The following is a 15,015-nucleotide window of genomic DNA, read 5'->3' as shown; positions in this document are numbered from 1 at the left end:
GTTTTGAAGGTTGAAAACGACCAGTACGTGGGCCCACGCCGGCAGGGTTCCCTGGCCGAGCTTGCGAGGCGAGGATGCCGGTGGCGAACGACGGCGGCCCCGCACCTTTTCGAAAAGGTGCGGGGCCGCCGTCGTTGGTTTAGCCAAAGGTTAGTGCTTGGCCATGCGTTCCTTCAGGGAGTCGAGCTCCGCGCGCAGGGCATCCGGCAGTGAATCGCCGAACTTTGCGTACCATTCCTCGATGGAGGCCAGCTCTGTGTCCCATTCCTCGCGGTCAACCCGGACGGCGTCCTCCACGTGGGCGTGAGTGAGGTCCAGGCCGGTGAGGTCCAGTGAGTGTCCGGCCGGAACGAAGCCGATGGGGGTTTCGACGGCGTCCGCCTTGCCCTCGAGGCGCTCGATGGTCCATTTCAGGACCCGGGCGTTGTCGCCGAAGCCAGGCCATGCAAAGTCACCGTCGGCGGTGCGGCGGAACCAGTTCACCAGGAAGATGTGCGGCAGGCGTTCGGGGTTGGCCTTTCCAGAGACGCTGATCCAGTGCTTCAGGTAGTCGCCGGCGTCGTAGCCGATGAAGGGCAGCATGGCCATCGGGTCGCGGCGGAGCACGCCGACCTGCCCGGCGGCAGCGGCCGTCGTCTCGGAGGACAGGGTGGAACCCATGAAAATGCCGTTGGTCCAGCTGCGCGCCTGGGTGACCAGCGGAACGGTGGTCTTGCGGCGGCCGCCGAAGAGGATGGCTGAGAGCTCCACGCCTTCGGGGCTGTAGTACTCCTCAGCCAGCATGTCCACCTGCGAGATGGGGGTGCAGAACCGGGAGTTCGGGTGGGCGGCGGGACGGCCCGAATCGGGGGTCCAGGAGTTGCCCTCCCAGTCGGTCAGGTGCGCCGGAACTTCGTCCGTCATGCCCTCCCACCAGACACCGCCGTCGTCGGTCAATGCCACGTTGGTGAAGATGCTGTGGCCCTTGGCAATGGCGCGCATGGCGTTGGGGTTGGTGCCCCAGCCGGTACCCGGGGCGACGCCAAAGAGGCCGGCCTCCGGGTTGGTGGCGCGCAGCTCGCCTTCCTTGCCGATGCGCATCCAGGTGATGTCATCGCCCAAGGTTTCGACTTCCCAGCCTTCAATGGTGGGGTCAAGCAGGGCAAGGTTGGTCTTGCCGCAGGCCGAGGGGAAGGCTGCGGACATGTAGTACGACTTCTTTTCCGGCGAGGTGAGCTTGAGGATGAGCATGTGCTCCGCCAGCCAGCCTTCGTCGCGCGCCATGACCGAGGCGATGCGGAGGGCGTAGCACTTCTTTCCGAGCAGGGCGTTGCCGCCGTAACCGGAGCCAAAGGACCAGATGGACCGCTCTTCGGGGAAGTGGACAATCCACTTGTCCGGGTTGCAGGGCCACGCCACGTCCTCCTGGCCCGGGGCCAGCGGGGCGCCGAGCGAGTGCAGGGCCGGAACGAAGAAGGCATTGGTGGCCGTGATCTTGTCCAGGACCTCCGTGCCAATGTTTGCCATGATGCGCATGGAGGCGACAACGTAGGCGCTGTCGGTGATCTCCACACCAAACTTGGGGTCCTCAGCGTCAAGGTGGCCCATGACGAACGGGATGACGTACATGGTGCGGCCGCGCATGGAACCGGCGAACAGGCCGCGCAGCTTGTCCTTCATCTCCCGCGGATCCATCCAGTTATTGGTGAACCCGGCGTCGCGCTTGTTTTCCGAGCAGATGAAGGTCTGTTCCTCAACGCGGGCAACGTCAGCGGGATCCGAGAACGCGGCGAAGGAGTTCGGGAAGAGATCCTGGTTGAGCCGGGTCAGGGTTCCGGCAGCAACAAGCTCGTCGGTAAGGCGGGTGTATTCCTCTTCGGACCCGTCAACCCAGTAGATGCGGTCCGGCTGAGTTAGCTCAGCAACCTCTTCGACCCATGCCAGCAGGCCGGCATGTGTGGTGGGTGCTTTCTCAAGCAGCGGCTTCTGCGCCAGATCGCCCATTGCAGTTCCCTTCCTCGGGTTCATCGGTGTGAGCTAAATGCTATGGTCCGGACCAGTGGAGTTTTTGGGGAGCTTGACTGACATCTGCCGTCACCAAAAGTGAATTCCGCGGAAAATCAAGGAATTATTGGCCCGAAATACCGGATTAAGTGACAAAGGTCACCTATACCGGTCTAGTTGCCGAGATTACAGTCCCTTCGATTTGGCATCCCGGCCAACCCTCGCGTAAAGTAATTCGAGGTTCGGGGAGAGCGGTTCTTCTCCCAGGACACGGAATGCGCCCATAGCTCAGCTGGATAGAGCGTCTGTCTACGGAACAGAAGGTCAGGGGTTCGAATCCCTTTGGGCGCACCAACAAGGTCCGCACCGGTTCGCCGGTGCGGACCTTTTTTGTACCGCCAGGCCCGGCGTCCCCGGCTAGGCTTTGCACATGATGCCCGACGCCACTGAGCGCGAATTTGATGTTGTTGTCATCGGCGCAGGCGCCGTAGGGGAAAACGTGGCCGGCCGCGTCGTGGAGGGCGGGCTCACGGCCGTGCTGGTGGAAGCTGAACTGGTGGGCGGTGAATGCTCCTATTGGGCCTGCATGCCGTCGAAGGCACTCCTGCGGCCCGGCACCGCGCTGCACGGGGCACAGACGACGCCGGGCGCCAAAGAGGCAGTCACCCGCACCCTCGACGCCGCCGCCGTCCTGGAACGCCGCAACTACTTCACTTCCAACTGGCAGGATGACAGCCAGGTCTCCTGGGTGGAGGACACAGGCATCGACCTGGTGCGCGGCCATGCCTGGCTGACCGAGCCGAAGGCCGTGGAGGTGGCAGGACTGGACGGAAACCGGCACCTGCTGCGGGCACGGCATGCCGTGGTACTCGCCACGGGCTCAACCCCCAACACCCCACCCATTGAGGGCCTGCAGGATGTACAGGTATGGGGAACCCGCGAAGCCACATCGGCGCGTGAGGTCCCCGAGCGCCTGACGGTATTGGGCGGCGGGGTGGCCGGTGCCGAATTGGCCCAGGCCTTCGCCCGGCTGGGTTCCAGCGTCACCCTGGTGGCGCGCAGTGGGCTGCTGCGCAATTTTCCGCCGGAGGCTTCGGCACTGGTGGCGGCAGGGCTGCGCGCGGACGGGGTGGAGCTTCGCTTGAACACCGCCACGGAACGCATCAGGGAGAACGACGACGGCACCCTCACCGTCAGCCTCGGCGACGGAACCGACGTGACGTCGGAGAAGGTCCTGGTTTCCACGGGCAGGCATCCGGCCCTCGAAGGCCTGGGCCTGGAGAGCGTGGGCTTCGACCCGGACGGTTCCGAACACCTTTCCCTCACAACGGACACGTCGGGCCTGGTCCAGGGAACTCCCGGAGAGGACCCCTGGCTCTACGCGGTGGGGGACGCCGCAGGCAAGAACCTCTTTACGCATCAGGGCAAGTACGAGGCCCGCGCCACCGGTGCCGCCATCGCGGCGCGCGCCAACGGCGAGCTGAAGGGAACCCCAGATGACTGGTCCCGCTATGCCCAGACGGCCAATCAGCATGCCGTGCCCAGCGTCGTCTTCACGGACCCGGAGCTGGCCAGCGTCGGACGCACCCTGCACGCAGCCAGGAAGGACGGGTACAACGCGTCCTCCGTGGAGCTGCCCATCCAGGTGGCCGGATCCTCGCTCCACTCGGAGAACTATGAAGGCTGGGCCCAGCTGGTGGTTGATGAAGACCGCAAGGTCCTTCTTGGCGCCACGTTCGCCGGCCCGGATGTTGCGGAACTGCTGCACGGGGCCACCATTGCCGTGGTGGGCGAGGTGCCGCTGGACCGCCTCTGGCATGCCGTCCCCTCCTACCCCACCGTCAGCGAGGTGTGGCTCCGGCTGCTGGAAAAGTATGGGCTTTGAGCCCTATTTGAACTGACCAGTCAGTTCGGTTAGCCTTGATGCAGATCATTTCTGTGAAAGGCAAGCCTTGCTCTCAGCACACCAGCTCCATGCCAAAGGACGCCGGGACCCGCTGCTTCCGCCAACCTCACTGGCCGTAGGCCGCGGCGAACTGCTGCTCGTTGCCGGCGACCGCCAGGACCAGCGCACCGCCCTGTCCCTCCTGCTCAGCGGGAGGATGAAGGCCGCCGGTGGACACGTCAGCTGGGACAACAGCGCCCGGACCAAGCAGCTCCGCCTGGCGGCAGCCCTGGTGGACTCCCCCGGTGTCAACGAACCTGAGGAACACCTCAGCGTCCGCGACCTGGTGACCGAGGACCTGGCCCTGATACCGCGCCGCTACCGCGGGGCACTGCTGAGCGGCCCCTGGCTCAAGGTCAACCGGTTCGAGGACATCGCTGGCCTGTGGACAGAACAGCTGGAACCGCAGCGGCGGCTTGAGCTCTTGACGGCGCTGGCCCTGGCCAACCCGCGCACGGACCTGCTGGTGGTTGACTCCCCGGACCGCCACAGCGCCGATGAGCACACCTGGCTGCCGCGCCTGCAGGAGCTGGCGTACGACGCCGGGCGTCCACTCGCCGTCGTGGCGGCCGTCAGTGCCGTCCCCGGCTCGTGGGACGGGCCGGTTGCTGTGATCGGCAATGCGGCGCCGGCAGCGGCCCCGGCCGCGGAAGCTGCGCCGGACCCGGACGACGCTGAAACCCCCGAAAACCAGGAAACCCCACTCGAAACCGAGGTTGCCAAGTGACTGTCCTGCGGCTGGCCCGCTCCGAACTCAAGCGCATGACCGGCGGGCTGCTGCCCAAGCTGACCATCCTGGCGCTGACCATGGTCCCGCTGCTCTACGGCGCGGTATACCTCTACGCCAACTGGGATCCGTACGGGCACCTCAACAACCTGGACGCCGCCCTGGTGGTGGAGGATACGGGCGCAACCACAGCCGACGGCACCCGCCTCGAGGCGGGGGCCAAGGTAGCGGACAGCCTGGTGGAAGGCAACGTTTTCCACTGGGTGCCCGTGGCCAGCTCCGCGGAAGCTGATGCTGGAGTGAGCAGCGGGCAGTACGCCTTCGCGCTGAAGATCCCCAAGGAATTTTCAGCCAACCTGGTGTCGCCCGGGAGCTTCGACTCCGCCAGCCAGGCCATGCTGAACGTGACCACGAACGATGCCAACAACTACCTCCTGAGCACCATCGTGGACAAGCTGACCACGGCCGTGCATTCCAGCGTTGCCAAGGAAGTGGGTGAGGAAACCGCCAACCAGCTGCTCACCGGCTTCGGCACCATCCACGGCAAGATGGTCCAGGCCGCGGACGGCGCCTCCCAGCTGGCCGACGGTGTGGCCACTCTCAGGGACGGAACCCTCACCCTCCACGAAGGGACTACGGCCTTGAGCAGCGGGGCGGACCAGCTGTACGCCGGCCAGCTGAAGCTGCGCGACGGCGCCAACCAACTGACCGACGGCGCCGGGCAGCTCAGCAGCGGCCTATCAGTCCTGAAGGACAAGACGGCCACCCTGCCCACGGATACCCAGACGCTCGCGTCCGGTGCCGCCCAGGTGGCTGCCGGGAACGCCCAGTTGAACGCGAAGGTCCAGGACGTGGCGGCACAGTTGGACGCAGCGGACCAAGGACTCCGCTCCAGGGTTGCGGAGTCCAACAACAGGCTGGTCGCTTCGGGCGTCCTGACCCAGGAGCAGGCGGACAAGGTCCTTGCCGATTTCGACGCCGCCGCGGCATCCAGTCCGGTGGCAGGCGCCAAGAGCAAAATCCAGACGGATGCGGCCCAGGTCCAGCAGCTGGCCAACGGTTCTGAAGCAGTCAGTGTTGGCGCGGCCCAGCTGGCTGCAGGGATGCCCGCCCTGAAGGACGCCATCGCACAGGCCTCGGCAGGGGCTGACCAGCTGCACACGGGGGCCGCGGCGCTGGCAGCCGGTGAGCAGTCCGCCGTCGACGGGGCCGCCGCCCTGGCGGACGGCGCACACAAGGTGGATGCCGGAGCGGCCCAGGTTGCCGATGGCGCGGGCCAGGCCGCCTCGGGCTCCCGCACGCTCGCCGATGAAATCGGGAAGGGCGCCGGCCAGGTCCCCAACCCGGACGACGCCCAGAAGAGCAACCTGTCCCAGGTCATGGCCGATCCCGTGGCCGTGAGCAACGTGTCGCAGGCCAAAGCCGGATCCTACGGCGCCGGCCTGGCCCCGTTCTTCCTCACGCTCGCCCTCTGGATCGGGATCTTCATGCTGGTCCAGGCCATGCGCCCCATTACGCAGCGGGCATTGGCCTCCAATGCGCCGTCGTGGAAGATCGCCCTGGGCGGGTGGCTGCCCTTCCTGCTGGTCTCAGTGGTGCAGGCATCGCTGCTGACCCTGGTGGTGGACGTGGCGCTGGGGCTGAACCCGGCGCACCCGATCCTGATGTGGCTGTTCATGCTGGCTGCCGCCATGGCATTCAGCGCGCTCATCCAGGGCGTGGTGGCGCTGCTGGGCTCGCCGGGCAAGCTGGTGGTGCTCATCCTGCTGGTCCTGCAGCTGGTGTCCTCCGGCGGCACGTTCCCGTGGCAGACCACGCCGCAGCCGCTGCACGTGGTGCACCAGGTCCTGCCCATGGGGTACGTGGTGACCGGGATGCGGCACCTGATCTACGGCGGCGACCTGTCCATGATTGTCCCCACCCTGGCGGGGCTGCTGGGCTACACGGTGCTGGGCGCGGCCATGTCCACGCTCGCGGTCCGCAAGAACAAATACTGGACCCTCAAGACACTGAAACCGGAGATCGCGGTATGAGCACCGAACCCACAGCCGCTGCCAAAGGGCTGCGGCCCGCCCGCACCAACGCCACCCGCCAGAAACTCTTCGATGCCTCCATGGAGCTGATCGGCGAGCGCGGGGCGGCAAGCGTCACGGTGGATGAGATCGCTGCTGCTGCCGGAGTCTCCAAGGGCACCGTCTACTACAACTTCGGCAGCAAATCGGAGCTGATTGCGCAGCTGCTGCGGCACGGTGTGGACATCCTCAAGGCGCAGCTGCTCGAGGCCGCCGACAGCCCAGGCACCGGCCGCGACCCCTTGCTGGCCATGGAAGCGATGATTGGCCAGGCCATGGACTTCATGGCGGACTACCCTTCCTTCGCCCGGCTGTGGGTCAGCGAGAACTGGCGGATTCCCAGCGAGTGGCAGGGCACCTTCTCGGTGCTGCGCGGCGAGCTCCTGGGAGTGATAGGCCAGGCCGTGGAAAGGGTGGCCGAGGCCTACCCCGTGGACGGTTCGGTGTCCAGGGGAAGCCTGGAGACCGCCATCTTCGGTGCCTGCTTTGTGGTGGGCCTGGACCGGCAGACCTACAACCCCGAGCGCACCCGGGACCAGAGCGTTGCAGCAATCATGGCCATCATGCGCGGCTACGTCCTCAGGGAACCCGCTTCTCGGGGATGATGGAGCACATGCGCCATACGGGGAAGAGCGGAAAGTTTGCGGTAATCTGCGGCATCGTCGCTGCAGGGCTGCTGGTGCTCACGGCCATGACACTGGCCGAGCCGGTCTTCATGGCGTTCCTCGGCGTCCTCGTCCTGGCCTACCTCGCCGCGCTTGCCGAGATCCTGGTCCGGCGGCGGCGGTTTGCCCTGCTGGCGGCGGGCGCCGGGACTGCCCTTGCCCTCGGCTTTTCCCTGGCGTTCCTCAGCACATGGGAACTGGCGTTCGACGGTCAGTCCTCGTTCCTGGGCACCCCGCTCCCCACTCACGACCCCGACAACTATTTCCTTGGCGCCGCCTGCGCGCTGGCCGGCACCTTCGGGATCCTCTTCCTGGGTGCTTTGTGGCCGGGACGGGGACGGAGCGCGGCGGCCCGCCGGCCCTCCGTCGCACGGCGCGGGAGTCCGCGGCCGGCGCGCCCTGCCGCCCCGCATCCCGGCAGACAGGCAACCGCCCCTCAACGGGCTTCCGTCACCCGCACCCCGCCCGGCGGCTCCCCGCCGGCCAAGCGCCCGTCGTCGTCCACCTCACCCTCCGCACGGACGGCACCCAGGCCCGGCAGCGGCTCCGCCTCCCGCCGCTGACGCCGCGCGCCTGCCACCGTGAGCACCGCCGTCGCCACTCCACCCAGGAGGAGCAGCCCGCCCGCCAATTCCGTTGGCGACGGCACCTCCGCGAGGACCAGCCAGGCAGCGCTCATGCCCACCACCGGGACCAGCAGGGTGAACGGCACAACGGTCGACGACGGGTGGCTGGCCAGGAGCCGGTTCCAAATTCCGTAGCCCACCAGTGAGGCGAAAACAGCGGTGTAGAGGGCGCTGAGCATGGTTGGCACCTGAATGGTGGACAGCGAGTTCCACACAGTGTCCGGCCCGTCAACGAGCACCGACAACGCTCCCAGCGGGAGCGGCACCACGGCCCCCGACCAGACCACCAGCCCCAGACCCGAGGAGGCCTTGGCCTTCCGGGCAATGACATTTCCGGCCGCCCAGGACAGCGCCGCCGCCAGGACGATGACCAGCGGCAGGAGCGGCGCCACCGCACTCCGTCCCACGGCCACCAGGCCGAGTCCTGCGACGCCAAGTCCAACACCTGCCAGCTGGCGCATGGTGGGCCGCTCGTTCAGGAACACCGCGGCCAGCAGGACGGTCAGCAGCACCTGCGCCTGCAGGACCAGCGACGCGAGACCTGCCGGCATGCCGAGCGCCATGGCCAGGTAGAGGAGGCCGAACTGCCCGGCACTCATGAAAAGGCCGACGCCGACAATGGCCTTCCAGCCCACCTCCGGCTTCCTGACGAAGAAGATCCAAGGGACCACCACCAGGACGAAGCGCAGGGCAACAAACAGCAGGGGCGGAAAGTTTTGGCCGCCGGCGTGGAGCCCGATGTCGATGGCCACGAAATTCAGGCCCCACAGCAGGGCGACGAGAACGGCAAGGAGGGAATCGCGGAGGGTCACGCTCTTACTCTGGCAGAGCGGCAAATGAAGCACCAGCGCTTTATTCGGCGTTCAATCATGTACCTTTGCTTCATGATTGACATAGGGTCCTTACGGGCGCTCGCGGCCATTGAGCAGCACGGCACCGTTATCGCCGCCGCGGAAGCCATGGGGTTCAGCCCGTCAGCCGTCTCCCAGCAGGTGAAGAAGCTGGAGAAAGAGGGCGGCTTCGCTGTCCTGGAACGCCGCGGCCGGGGAGTCCTGCTGACCGAGCGCGGACTGGCCCTGGCGGCGTATGGGCGGCGCATCCTCTCGGAGCTGGAGGAGCTGGAGTCCACACTGATGGCCGACCCCGCCAAGCCGAGCGGCAGCCTGCGGGTGGTTTCCTTTTCCACTGCCTGCCGCGGGCTGGTGGGCCCCATGCTGGCCGAGGTGGGGAAATCGGGGGCAGCGCTGGATATTTCCGTCCTGGCCGAGGACCCGCGGGAGGCCGTGGCCCGGGTTGCCAACGGCGAAGCCGACCTGGGCCTGGTGCACAACTGGAATTCCGTGCCGTTGGTCATCCCGGAGCACCTCACGCTGGAGTGGCTATGCGAGGACGTGGCGGACGTCCTGGTCCACCGCGGGCATCCACTCGCCCAGCAGACGGAGGTTGAACCTGCACAGCTCGTGGACGAGCGCTGGATCAGCACGCCGGCAGGGGCGATTTGCAACGAAGCCCTGCTGCGGATCTTCGCAGACCTGGGGCGGGTCCCCGACATCAGGGTTTACGACCCCGATTTTGCGACCCATATCGCTTTTGTGGAGCAGGGGGTGGCTGTAGCGCTCGTGCCGCGCCTGGGGCGCCCGGCGCTGCCTCCGGACGTCGTCGCCATCCCTGTGGTCAATCCGGTCCAGGCGCGGCAAGTGGGACTCGTTCACCGCAGGACCATGACTGCCAGTCCCGGCATCAGGCACGTTGCGGGAATTCTGCGGGAGATCGCGGGCAGTGGGACCGGGACCGGCGGGCCGGACCACAGTGCGACTCTGTCTAGTGGGCCCGTATCTAGTGGGCCCGGGGCACCGCAAACCGCGTGATCCTGGCGTCCTGGCCGTCGAGTTCCGCCCACGGCTTCTCTGTCTCCAGGACGGTGAGCGCATTGGTGGGAAAGCGGGTGGCGGCGTCCATGTAGGCGTCGTGGTCGGAATCGCGTGAGGCGAGGTGCATGGCCAGGTCCTGCACGCCGGGCAGGTGCGCGATCAGCATCAGCGTGGTCACGGTGTCCGGAACATGGTTGACCACAGTGAGCATCCGGAGGGCCGACGCCGCATAGAGTCCGTCTTCGAGCTTGGGCGTGGGGGCCTTGTCGCCGAGTTCAGAGCAGACCCAGGTGCAGGTCTGACGGGTGCGCAGGGCGCTGGAGCACAGGATGAAGTCCGGGACGATGTTGTGCTTGAGCAGCCAGCGGCCGGCCAGCGGCGCCTCCCGGTGCCCGCGCTCTTCCAGGGGCCGCTCGTGATCGGCCACCCCGCCGGGCCAGTCAGCCTTGGCGTGCCGCATGATCACAAGGCGTCGAACATGGTGCGAACTCATGGCCCAAGCCTAGCGCCAGCAAAAGCAGAGGGGCCCCGCCAAGACCCAAAGCCAGACTCCGTCACGCCAGGCACGTTTTCACCAACACCCAAGACCAAGATCACCGGAATCCCGGGCCCCGGCAGCAGACCACAGCCCGAAAACATGCCCACAGTGACACGAGGATCCCCAGCTGCGAAGGCAAAGTGCCCTGAGAGCCCCAACGCCGAAAGGCGGGATGTCCCGACAGCGCCGTTGTTGCTGGGCCCACGCCGCCCGGGTTCCCTGGCCGAGCTTGCGAGGCGAGGGAGGCGAGGGAGGCGGTGGGGCGGAACGAGCGCAGGCGCCGAGGGATGCCTTGCGAAAGCGAAGGCGCCCACCAAGAGGGCAGGCGCCTTTTGCGCGCAGTGAGGAGCTAGATCGAGTACTCCGGAGCGGCCCAGACAACAACTTCCGGGTGCTCGTAGAAACGGTAGCCCTGGCCGCGGACGGTGCGGACGGTGTTGGCGAGGCGGCCCAGCTTGGAGCGGAGGCGGCGGATGTGGACGTCGATGGTGCGCTCGTTGGGCACTTCTTCGGCGTTGCGCCACAGTCCTTCGAGGAGCTCGTCGCGGCCCACGGTGCGGGTGCCGTTTTCGACGAGGTAGTTGAGGAGCTCGAACTCCTTGAAGGTCAGGTTCAGGGATTCGCCGTCGAGGTGGACTTCGCGGCGGGCGAGGTCGATGAGCACACCGGAGGGGCGCGGTTCCTGCGGCTGGGCGGGGCGCGGGGTTTCGGTGCGCTGGCGGGAGTTGACGGTGGGGTCGCCGAAGGTGGAACGGACGACGTCGAGCGCGGAACCGGGGGTTCCGGCGGGGGCTACTGCCACAGCGGCGTAGCTCTCGGCGCCGGAGACCAGCGACTGAGCGTAGGCACGGATTTCCTGTGCGAGCTTGGCGATGGAGGTTCCGGCTGCCGCGGCGGTCTCCTCGTCGATGCCCATGTAGAGCACGAAGCCGCGGGCCACGTTCTCGTTGGCTACCGGGCGGACTGCGTTTGGGCCGGCCACTACAGGGGTAGGGGCAGTAACGGGTGCGGACTCTGCGGGGTGCACGGCGCGGAGCTGGCCGTAGGAGTTGGGGTTATATCCCTGCGGGGCGAAACCCTGGCCGGGGAAGCTGCTGCCGGACGTGGAGGGAGCGAGCGACGGGCGCGGACCGAAGCCGGGACGAAGGCCGGAGGGCTGTCCTGCCTTGGCGGCGTTACGGACTGAGATGTGGACGTATCCGGATGCAACTGACATGTGTGGTTACCTCAATGTGAAATGGCCGTCTCCACGGCTCGAATGCTGGCTTCCCCGTCACGCGGACCGGGAGGGGCGCCCGACGCTGGGCTTGGGGGCGAATGCCTAAGAACTTCGGTGGGTGGGAAGGTCAGGCGTGCATTCGACAACAGCGCATGTCGGCAGCAGCTGATGTGCTGGGCCAATATTCTGCGGCTGCAGGTGCTGTTGAGTTCTTGTTCACATTGGAAGTGTGCAGCGTAACAATGCCAACTTGCAAGTAACAATGGACCGGATCGTCCGCATCGTGAGACAAATCGTGGAATTGTGCCGCAGATCACTATTTCGGAACAGGGAAATTTTTTTGCTGCTTATCCGGAAAAGGGGCTTGCATTGCACTCATTCCCGAATTTTCTTCGCAGAAGTCTTACGTGGTCGAATTCCGCCGAAATTCAACCGTTTGACATAGAATCGGCCTGACCGGGGGCCCTCCTGTCCAGCCGACGTCCCGTCTCCTGCTGGTTTTTTGGGCTCGAGCGTCCTGCGATGCCCATCGCAGGGGCAACCATTGGGCGGTGCGCGTCAGTTGCTGCTGGTGCGCGAGCCCGGGACGGTGGTGGGACCGCCGTCCATCCCCGTGCCGCCAGCCATGCCGCCGTCCACGCCGCTTTGGCCGCCAGGGCCCATCATGCCGCCCTGCCCGGTCATGCCGCTTTGCCCTCCCGGTCCGGACTGGCCGGTGGCACCTGTGCCCAGGCCGTTGTTGGTGGAAGCAGCAGCCGTCCCGTTTCCGGCGGCGTTCGGCAGCTGGCCGTCTGCCGGCGTCGTGCCCCACCCTGGGGAAGGCGAACCGGGAGCGGCTGCCCCCCAGCCCTGTGCGGGCTGCCCCTGTGGAAACTGTTCCTGCGTGGGCTGATCGTGTGCGGCCGGTTCCTGGCCGCCGCCGGGCTGGCTGGCCGGGACGCCCCACTGCCGGCTGGGGCTGTGCGGCAGGCCAAGCCAGCCTGTGACCGGCCGGGCCCGCAGGGGAAGGGCCAGCCGCTGCCTCCGTCCCAGGTGGCTAGGCTGGACCTCACAGCTGGAACACAGCAATGGCAAAGCCTTGGCAAACCGACAGATCGGAGAGTTGTCCCATGGCATCCCCGCACTCCATGACCAACAACCTTCCCCAGCTCACCCACCCGGACGGCTCCCCTATCCGTGCCCTGGTGGTGGATGACGAGCCGAGCCTGTCCGAACTCATGAGCATGGGCCTGCGCATGGCGGGCTGGTCTGTGGCCGTGGCCGCAGACGGACCCGCCGCCGTGAAGCTCGCCAAGGACTTCCATCCGGATGTCCTGGTGCTGGACGTCATGCTGCCGGGGTTCGACGGCGTGGAGCTGCTGGGCAGGATCCGCGCCTTTGCGCCGGAGGTGCCTGCGCTCTTCCTGACAGCCAAGGACGACGTCCAGGACCGCATCGTGGGACTGGCCGCGGGCGGGGACGACTATGTCACCAAACCCTTCAGCATGGAGGAAGTCCTGCTGCGCCTGCACCGCCTGGTGCAGCGTTCCGGGGTGGCGGCGATGGATACCGCCGAACTGGTGGTGGGCGACCTGGTGCTCAATGTGGACACCCGGGAAGTTACCCGTGCCGGGGAAGGGATCCAGCTGACGGCAACCCAGTTCGAGCTCCTCCGCTACCTGATGGAGAACCCCAAGCGCGTGGTCAGCAAGGCCCAGATCCTGGACCACGTGTGGGATTACGACTTCGGCGGCCAGGCGAACATCGTGGAACTGTACATTTCCTACCTGCGCAAGAAGATCGAAGCCAACCATCCGCCGATGATCCACACTGTGCGCGGAGCGGGCTACGTCATCAAGCCTGCAGACTAGCCAAAGGAAACGCGTGTCTCTTTCCGGTGTCCCCCGGCCCACCGGCCGGTCCTGGTTCAACCCCTCCACCTGGCACCTCCGCACCCGCCTGATCCTGCTGTCCATGGCCCTGCTGGTGGCCATCTCAGGCGCGATCGGGGTGGTCAGCTACGCCTCCATGGACGTGGTCCTCACCAACCAGTTGGACAACCAGCTGATGCAGGCTTCCCGCGGGCGGCCACCGGAGGGCAACCCGTCCGGACGGCCTGACCCGCTCGACGCGCGCGGTCAAAGCGTGGGCACGCTTAACGCACGCGTGATCAACGGCCAGATCAGCCGGGAGGCAGGCTTCCTGTCTTCCGACGCGACGCGCATGGCCCTGACTTCCTCGGATGTGGCGGCCCTGCAGGCGCTCCCCCATAATGGCGTGCCGGTGGACCGCGAGCTGTCCAATGGCGATTACCGGCTGATGGCCACCGAGACGCCGTACGGCGACGTGGTGATCACGGGCCTCCCACTGGCCACGAAGAAAGCCACCGAAGCCTCACTGGTGCTCACCATGGTGCTGGTCTCGCTGGGCGGGCTGGTCCTGATCGGCCTGGTTGGCACCGCCTTGATCCGCCGGACAATGCGCCCCTTGGAACAGCTGTCCGACGTCGCCACCAAGGTTTCCAAGCTGCCCCTCGACGCCGGCGAGGTGGCGCTCGCCGTCCGTGTGCCACCGTCGGCCGCCCATCCCAATACGGAAGTGGGCAGCGTGGGCCACGCCCTGAACCTGATGCTGGACAACGTCTCCCGGGCGCTCGAAGCCCGGCAGCGCAGCGAGATGAAGGTGCGCCAGTTTGTTGCCGACGCCTCGCACGAGCTTAGGACGCCGCTGACCGCCATTCGCGGGTACACCGAGCTGATGCGCATGACCGAGACCCTCACCGAGGACGGCCGGAAGTCGCTGGGGCGGGTGCAGAGCCAGTCCGAGCGCATGACCGCACTGGTGGAGGACCTGCTGCTGCTGGCCCGCCTGGATGAGGGCAAGGCAACCGAGACCACCGATGTGGACCTTTCCCAACTGGTGATCGAAACGGTCAGTGATGAAAAGGTCATGGCTTCAGACCACACCTGGCAGCTGCAGCTGCCCAACCAACCCGTTACCGTCCGCGGTGACACCACGCAGCTGCACCAGGTGCTGGCCAACCTGCTCTCCAACGCCCGGAAGCACACACCGGCCGGCACCACCGTGACCACCGGCTTGATGCGCTCCGCAGACGGGAGCGTGGTGGTCACGGTCACCGATGACGGGCCCGGCATCCCCGCCGAATTCCAGGGCAGCATCTTTTCGCGCTTCACCCGGGCTGACGCCGCCCGCTCCGGCTCCGAGGGCTCGTCCGGCCTGGGCCTGTCCATCGTGGAGTCCATCGCCATGGCCCATGGCGGCACCGTGGAACTGGTCTCCCGGCCGGGCAGGACCGAGTTCGCCGTCCGCCTTCCCGCTGCGGGCCCCGCCACGCCCTGATCGCGACGGCGGGGCAAGACTACACAGGCA

The 15,015-nt window shown here is 66.8% G+C and carries 12 protein-coding genes and 1 tRNA gene; 8 read left to right on the top strand and 5 right to left on the bottom strand.

The features are described 5' to 3' along the window. Positions 1 to 150 precede the first annotated feature (150 nt). A complete protein-coding gene (locus FBY33_RS08560; RefSeq protein ID WP_142030202.1) occupies positions 151 to 1,983 on the bottom strand; it encodes a phosphoenolpyruvate carboxykinase (GTP) in 1,833 nt (610 codons plus the stop codon). Between the two features lie 277 nt (positions 1,984 to 2,260). On the opposite strand from FBY33_RS08560, the gene FBY33_RS08555 reads away from it, so the two are divergent. The 5 genes from FBY33_RS08555 to FBY33_RS08535 all read left to right on the top strand — a co-directional run bounded on the left by FBY33_RS08555 (position 2,261) and on the right by FBY33_RS08535 (position 7,332). Then, positions 2,261 to 2,337: transfer RNA gene (locus FBY33_RS08555), tRNA-Arg, on the top strand. Positions 2,338 to 2,413: 76 nt separating this feature from the next. Then, entirely contained in the window at positions 2,414 to 3,868 is a 1,455-nt protein-coding gene (locus FBY33_RS08550; RefSeq protein WP_142030201.1) for a dihydrolipoyl dehydrogenase family protein, read from the top strand. Positions 3,869 to 3,935: 67 nt separating this feature from the next. Continuing rightward, positions 3,936 to 4,655 carry an ABC transporter ATP-binding protein gene (locus tag FBY33_RS08545; RefSeq protein ID WP_142030200.1) on the top strand — a complete coding sequence of 240 codons (720 nt, stop codon included), beginning with the start codon at positions 3,936 to 3,938 and terminating at the stop codon, positions 4,653 to 4,655. Further along, complete coding sequence (locus FBY33_RS08540) at positions 4,652 to 6,688, top strand: YhgE/Pip family protein (RefSeq protein WP_142030199.1); 2,037 nt, start codon at positions 4,652 to 4,654, stop codon at positions 6,686 to 6,688. The genes FBY33_RS08545 and FBY33_RS08540 overlap by 4 nt, the downstream gene beginning before the upstream one ends. Then, positions 6,685 to 7,332, top strand: coding sequence for a TetR/AcrR family transcriptional regulator (locus FBY33_RS08535; RefSeq protein WP_142030198.1), 648 nt, complete (start codon positions 6,685 to 6,687; stop codon positions 7,330 to 7,332). Before FBY33_RS08540 ends, FBY33_RS08535 begins: the two co-directional genes overlap by 4 nt. Before the next feature lie 496 nt (positions 7,333 to 7,828). On the opposite strand, the gene FBY33_RS08525 is transcribed toward FBY33_RS08535, so the two are convergent. Continuing rightward, positions 7,829 to 8,830: an EamA family transporter gene (locus tag FBY33_RS08525; protein ID WP_142030197.1), complete on the bottom strand. Its 1,002-nt coding sequence runs from the start codon at positions 8,828 to 8,830 to the stop codon at positions 7,829 to 7,831. A gap of 72 nt (positions 8,831 to 8,902) precedes the next feature. Between FBY33_RS08525 and FBY33_RS08520 the strand changes: the two genes are divergently transcribed. Beyond that, complete coding sequence (locus FBY33_RS08520) at positions 8,903 to 9,886, top strand: LysR family transcriptional regulator (protein WP_235010492.1); 984 nt, start codon at positions 8,903 to 8,905, stop codon at positions 9,884 to 9,886. Here FBY33_RS08520 and FBY33_RS08515 read toward each other — a convergent pair. The 3 genes from FBY33_RS08515 to FBY33_RS08505 all read right to left on the bottom strand — a co-directional run bounded on the left by FBY33_RS08515 (position 9,855) and on the right by FBY33_RS08505 (position 12,714). Next, complete coding sequence (locus tag FBY33_RS08515; protein ID WP_142030196.1) at positions 9,855 to 10,382, bottom strand: SixA phosphatase family protein; 528 nt, start codon at positions 10,380 to 10,382, stop codon at positions 9,855 to 9,857. The genes FBY33_RS08520 and FBY33_RS08515 overlap by 32 nt on opposite strands. A 394-nt stretch (positions 10,383 to 10,776) precedes the next feature. Then, positions 10,777 to 11,643, bottom strand: a complete 867-nt coding sequence (locus tag FBY33_RS08510) for a winged helix-turn-helix domain-containing protein (protein ID WP_142030195.1) — start codon at positions 11,641 to 11,643, stop codon at positions 10,777 to 10,779. Positions 11,644 to 12,204: 561 nt separating this feature from the next. Next, a complete protein-coding gene (locus FBY33_RS08505) occupies positions 12,205 to 12,714 on the bottom strand; it encodes a hypothetical protein (RefSeq protein ID WP_142030194.1) in 510 nt (169 codons plus the stop codon). 41 nt (positions 12,715 to 12,755) lie between these two features. On the opposite strand from FBY33_RS08505, the gene FBY33_RS08500 reads away from it, so the two are divergent. Together FBY33_RS08500 and FBY33_RS08495 are read left to right on the top strand one after the other, a co-directional pair. Next, positions 12,756 to 13,496, top strand: coding sequence for a response regulator transcription factor (locus FBY33_RS08500; protein ID WP_142030193.1), 741 nt, complete (start codon positions 12,756 to 12,758; stop codon positions 13,494 to 13,496). Between the two features lie 13 nt (positions 13,497 to 13,509). Further along, complete coding sequence (locus tag FBY33_RS08495; protein ID WP_142030192.1) at positions 13,510 to 14,985, top strand: sensor histidine kinase; 1,476 nt, start codon at positions 13,510 to 13,512, stop codon at positions 14,983 to 14,985. Positions 14,986 to 15,015 lie beyond the last annotated feature (30 nt).

The organism is Arthrobacter sp. SLBN-112 (genome assembly GCF_006715225.1).
In the GTDB taxonomy this organism is placed as follows: Bacteria; Actinomycetota; Actinomycetes; order Actinomycetales; family Micrococcaceae; genus Arthrobacter.
The sequence above is the reverse complement of the archived record's forward strand: the minus strand, read 5'-3'. Positions and strand labels throughout refer to the sequence as shown.

Bases quoted from the DNA above. Each gene is read 5' to 3' on its own strand.
- FBY33_RS08560 (WP_142030202.1), bottom strand. From the start codon at position 1,983: ATGGGCGATCTGGCGCAGAAGCCGCTGCTTGAGAAAGCACCCACCACA.
- FBY33_RS08550 (WP_142030201.1), top strand. From the start codon at position 2,414: ATGATGCCCGACGCCACTGAGCGCGAATTTGATGTTGTTGTCATCGGC.
- FBY33_RS08535 (WP_142030198.1), top strand. From the start codon at position 6,685: ATGAGCACCGAACCCACAGCCGCTGCCAAAGGGCTGCGGCCCGCCCGC.
- FBY33_RS08520 (WP_235010492.1), top strand. From the start codon at position 8,903: ATGATTGACATAGGGTCCTTACGGGCGCTCGCGGCCATTGAGCAGCAC.
- FBY33_RS08515 (WP_142030196.1), bottom strand. From the start codon at position 10,382: ATGAGTTCGCACCATGTTCGACGCCTTGTGATCATGCGGCACGCCAAG.
- FBY33_RS08510 (WP_142030195.1), bottom strand. From the start codon at position 11,643: ATGTCAGTTGCATCCGGATACGTCCACATCTCAGTCCGTAACGCCGCC.
- FBY33_RS08500 (WP_142030193.1), top strand. From the start codon at position 12,756: ATGGCATCCCCGCACTCCATGACCAACAACCTTCCCCAGCTCACCCAC.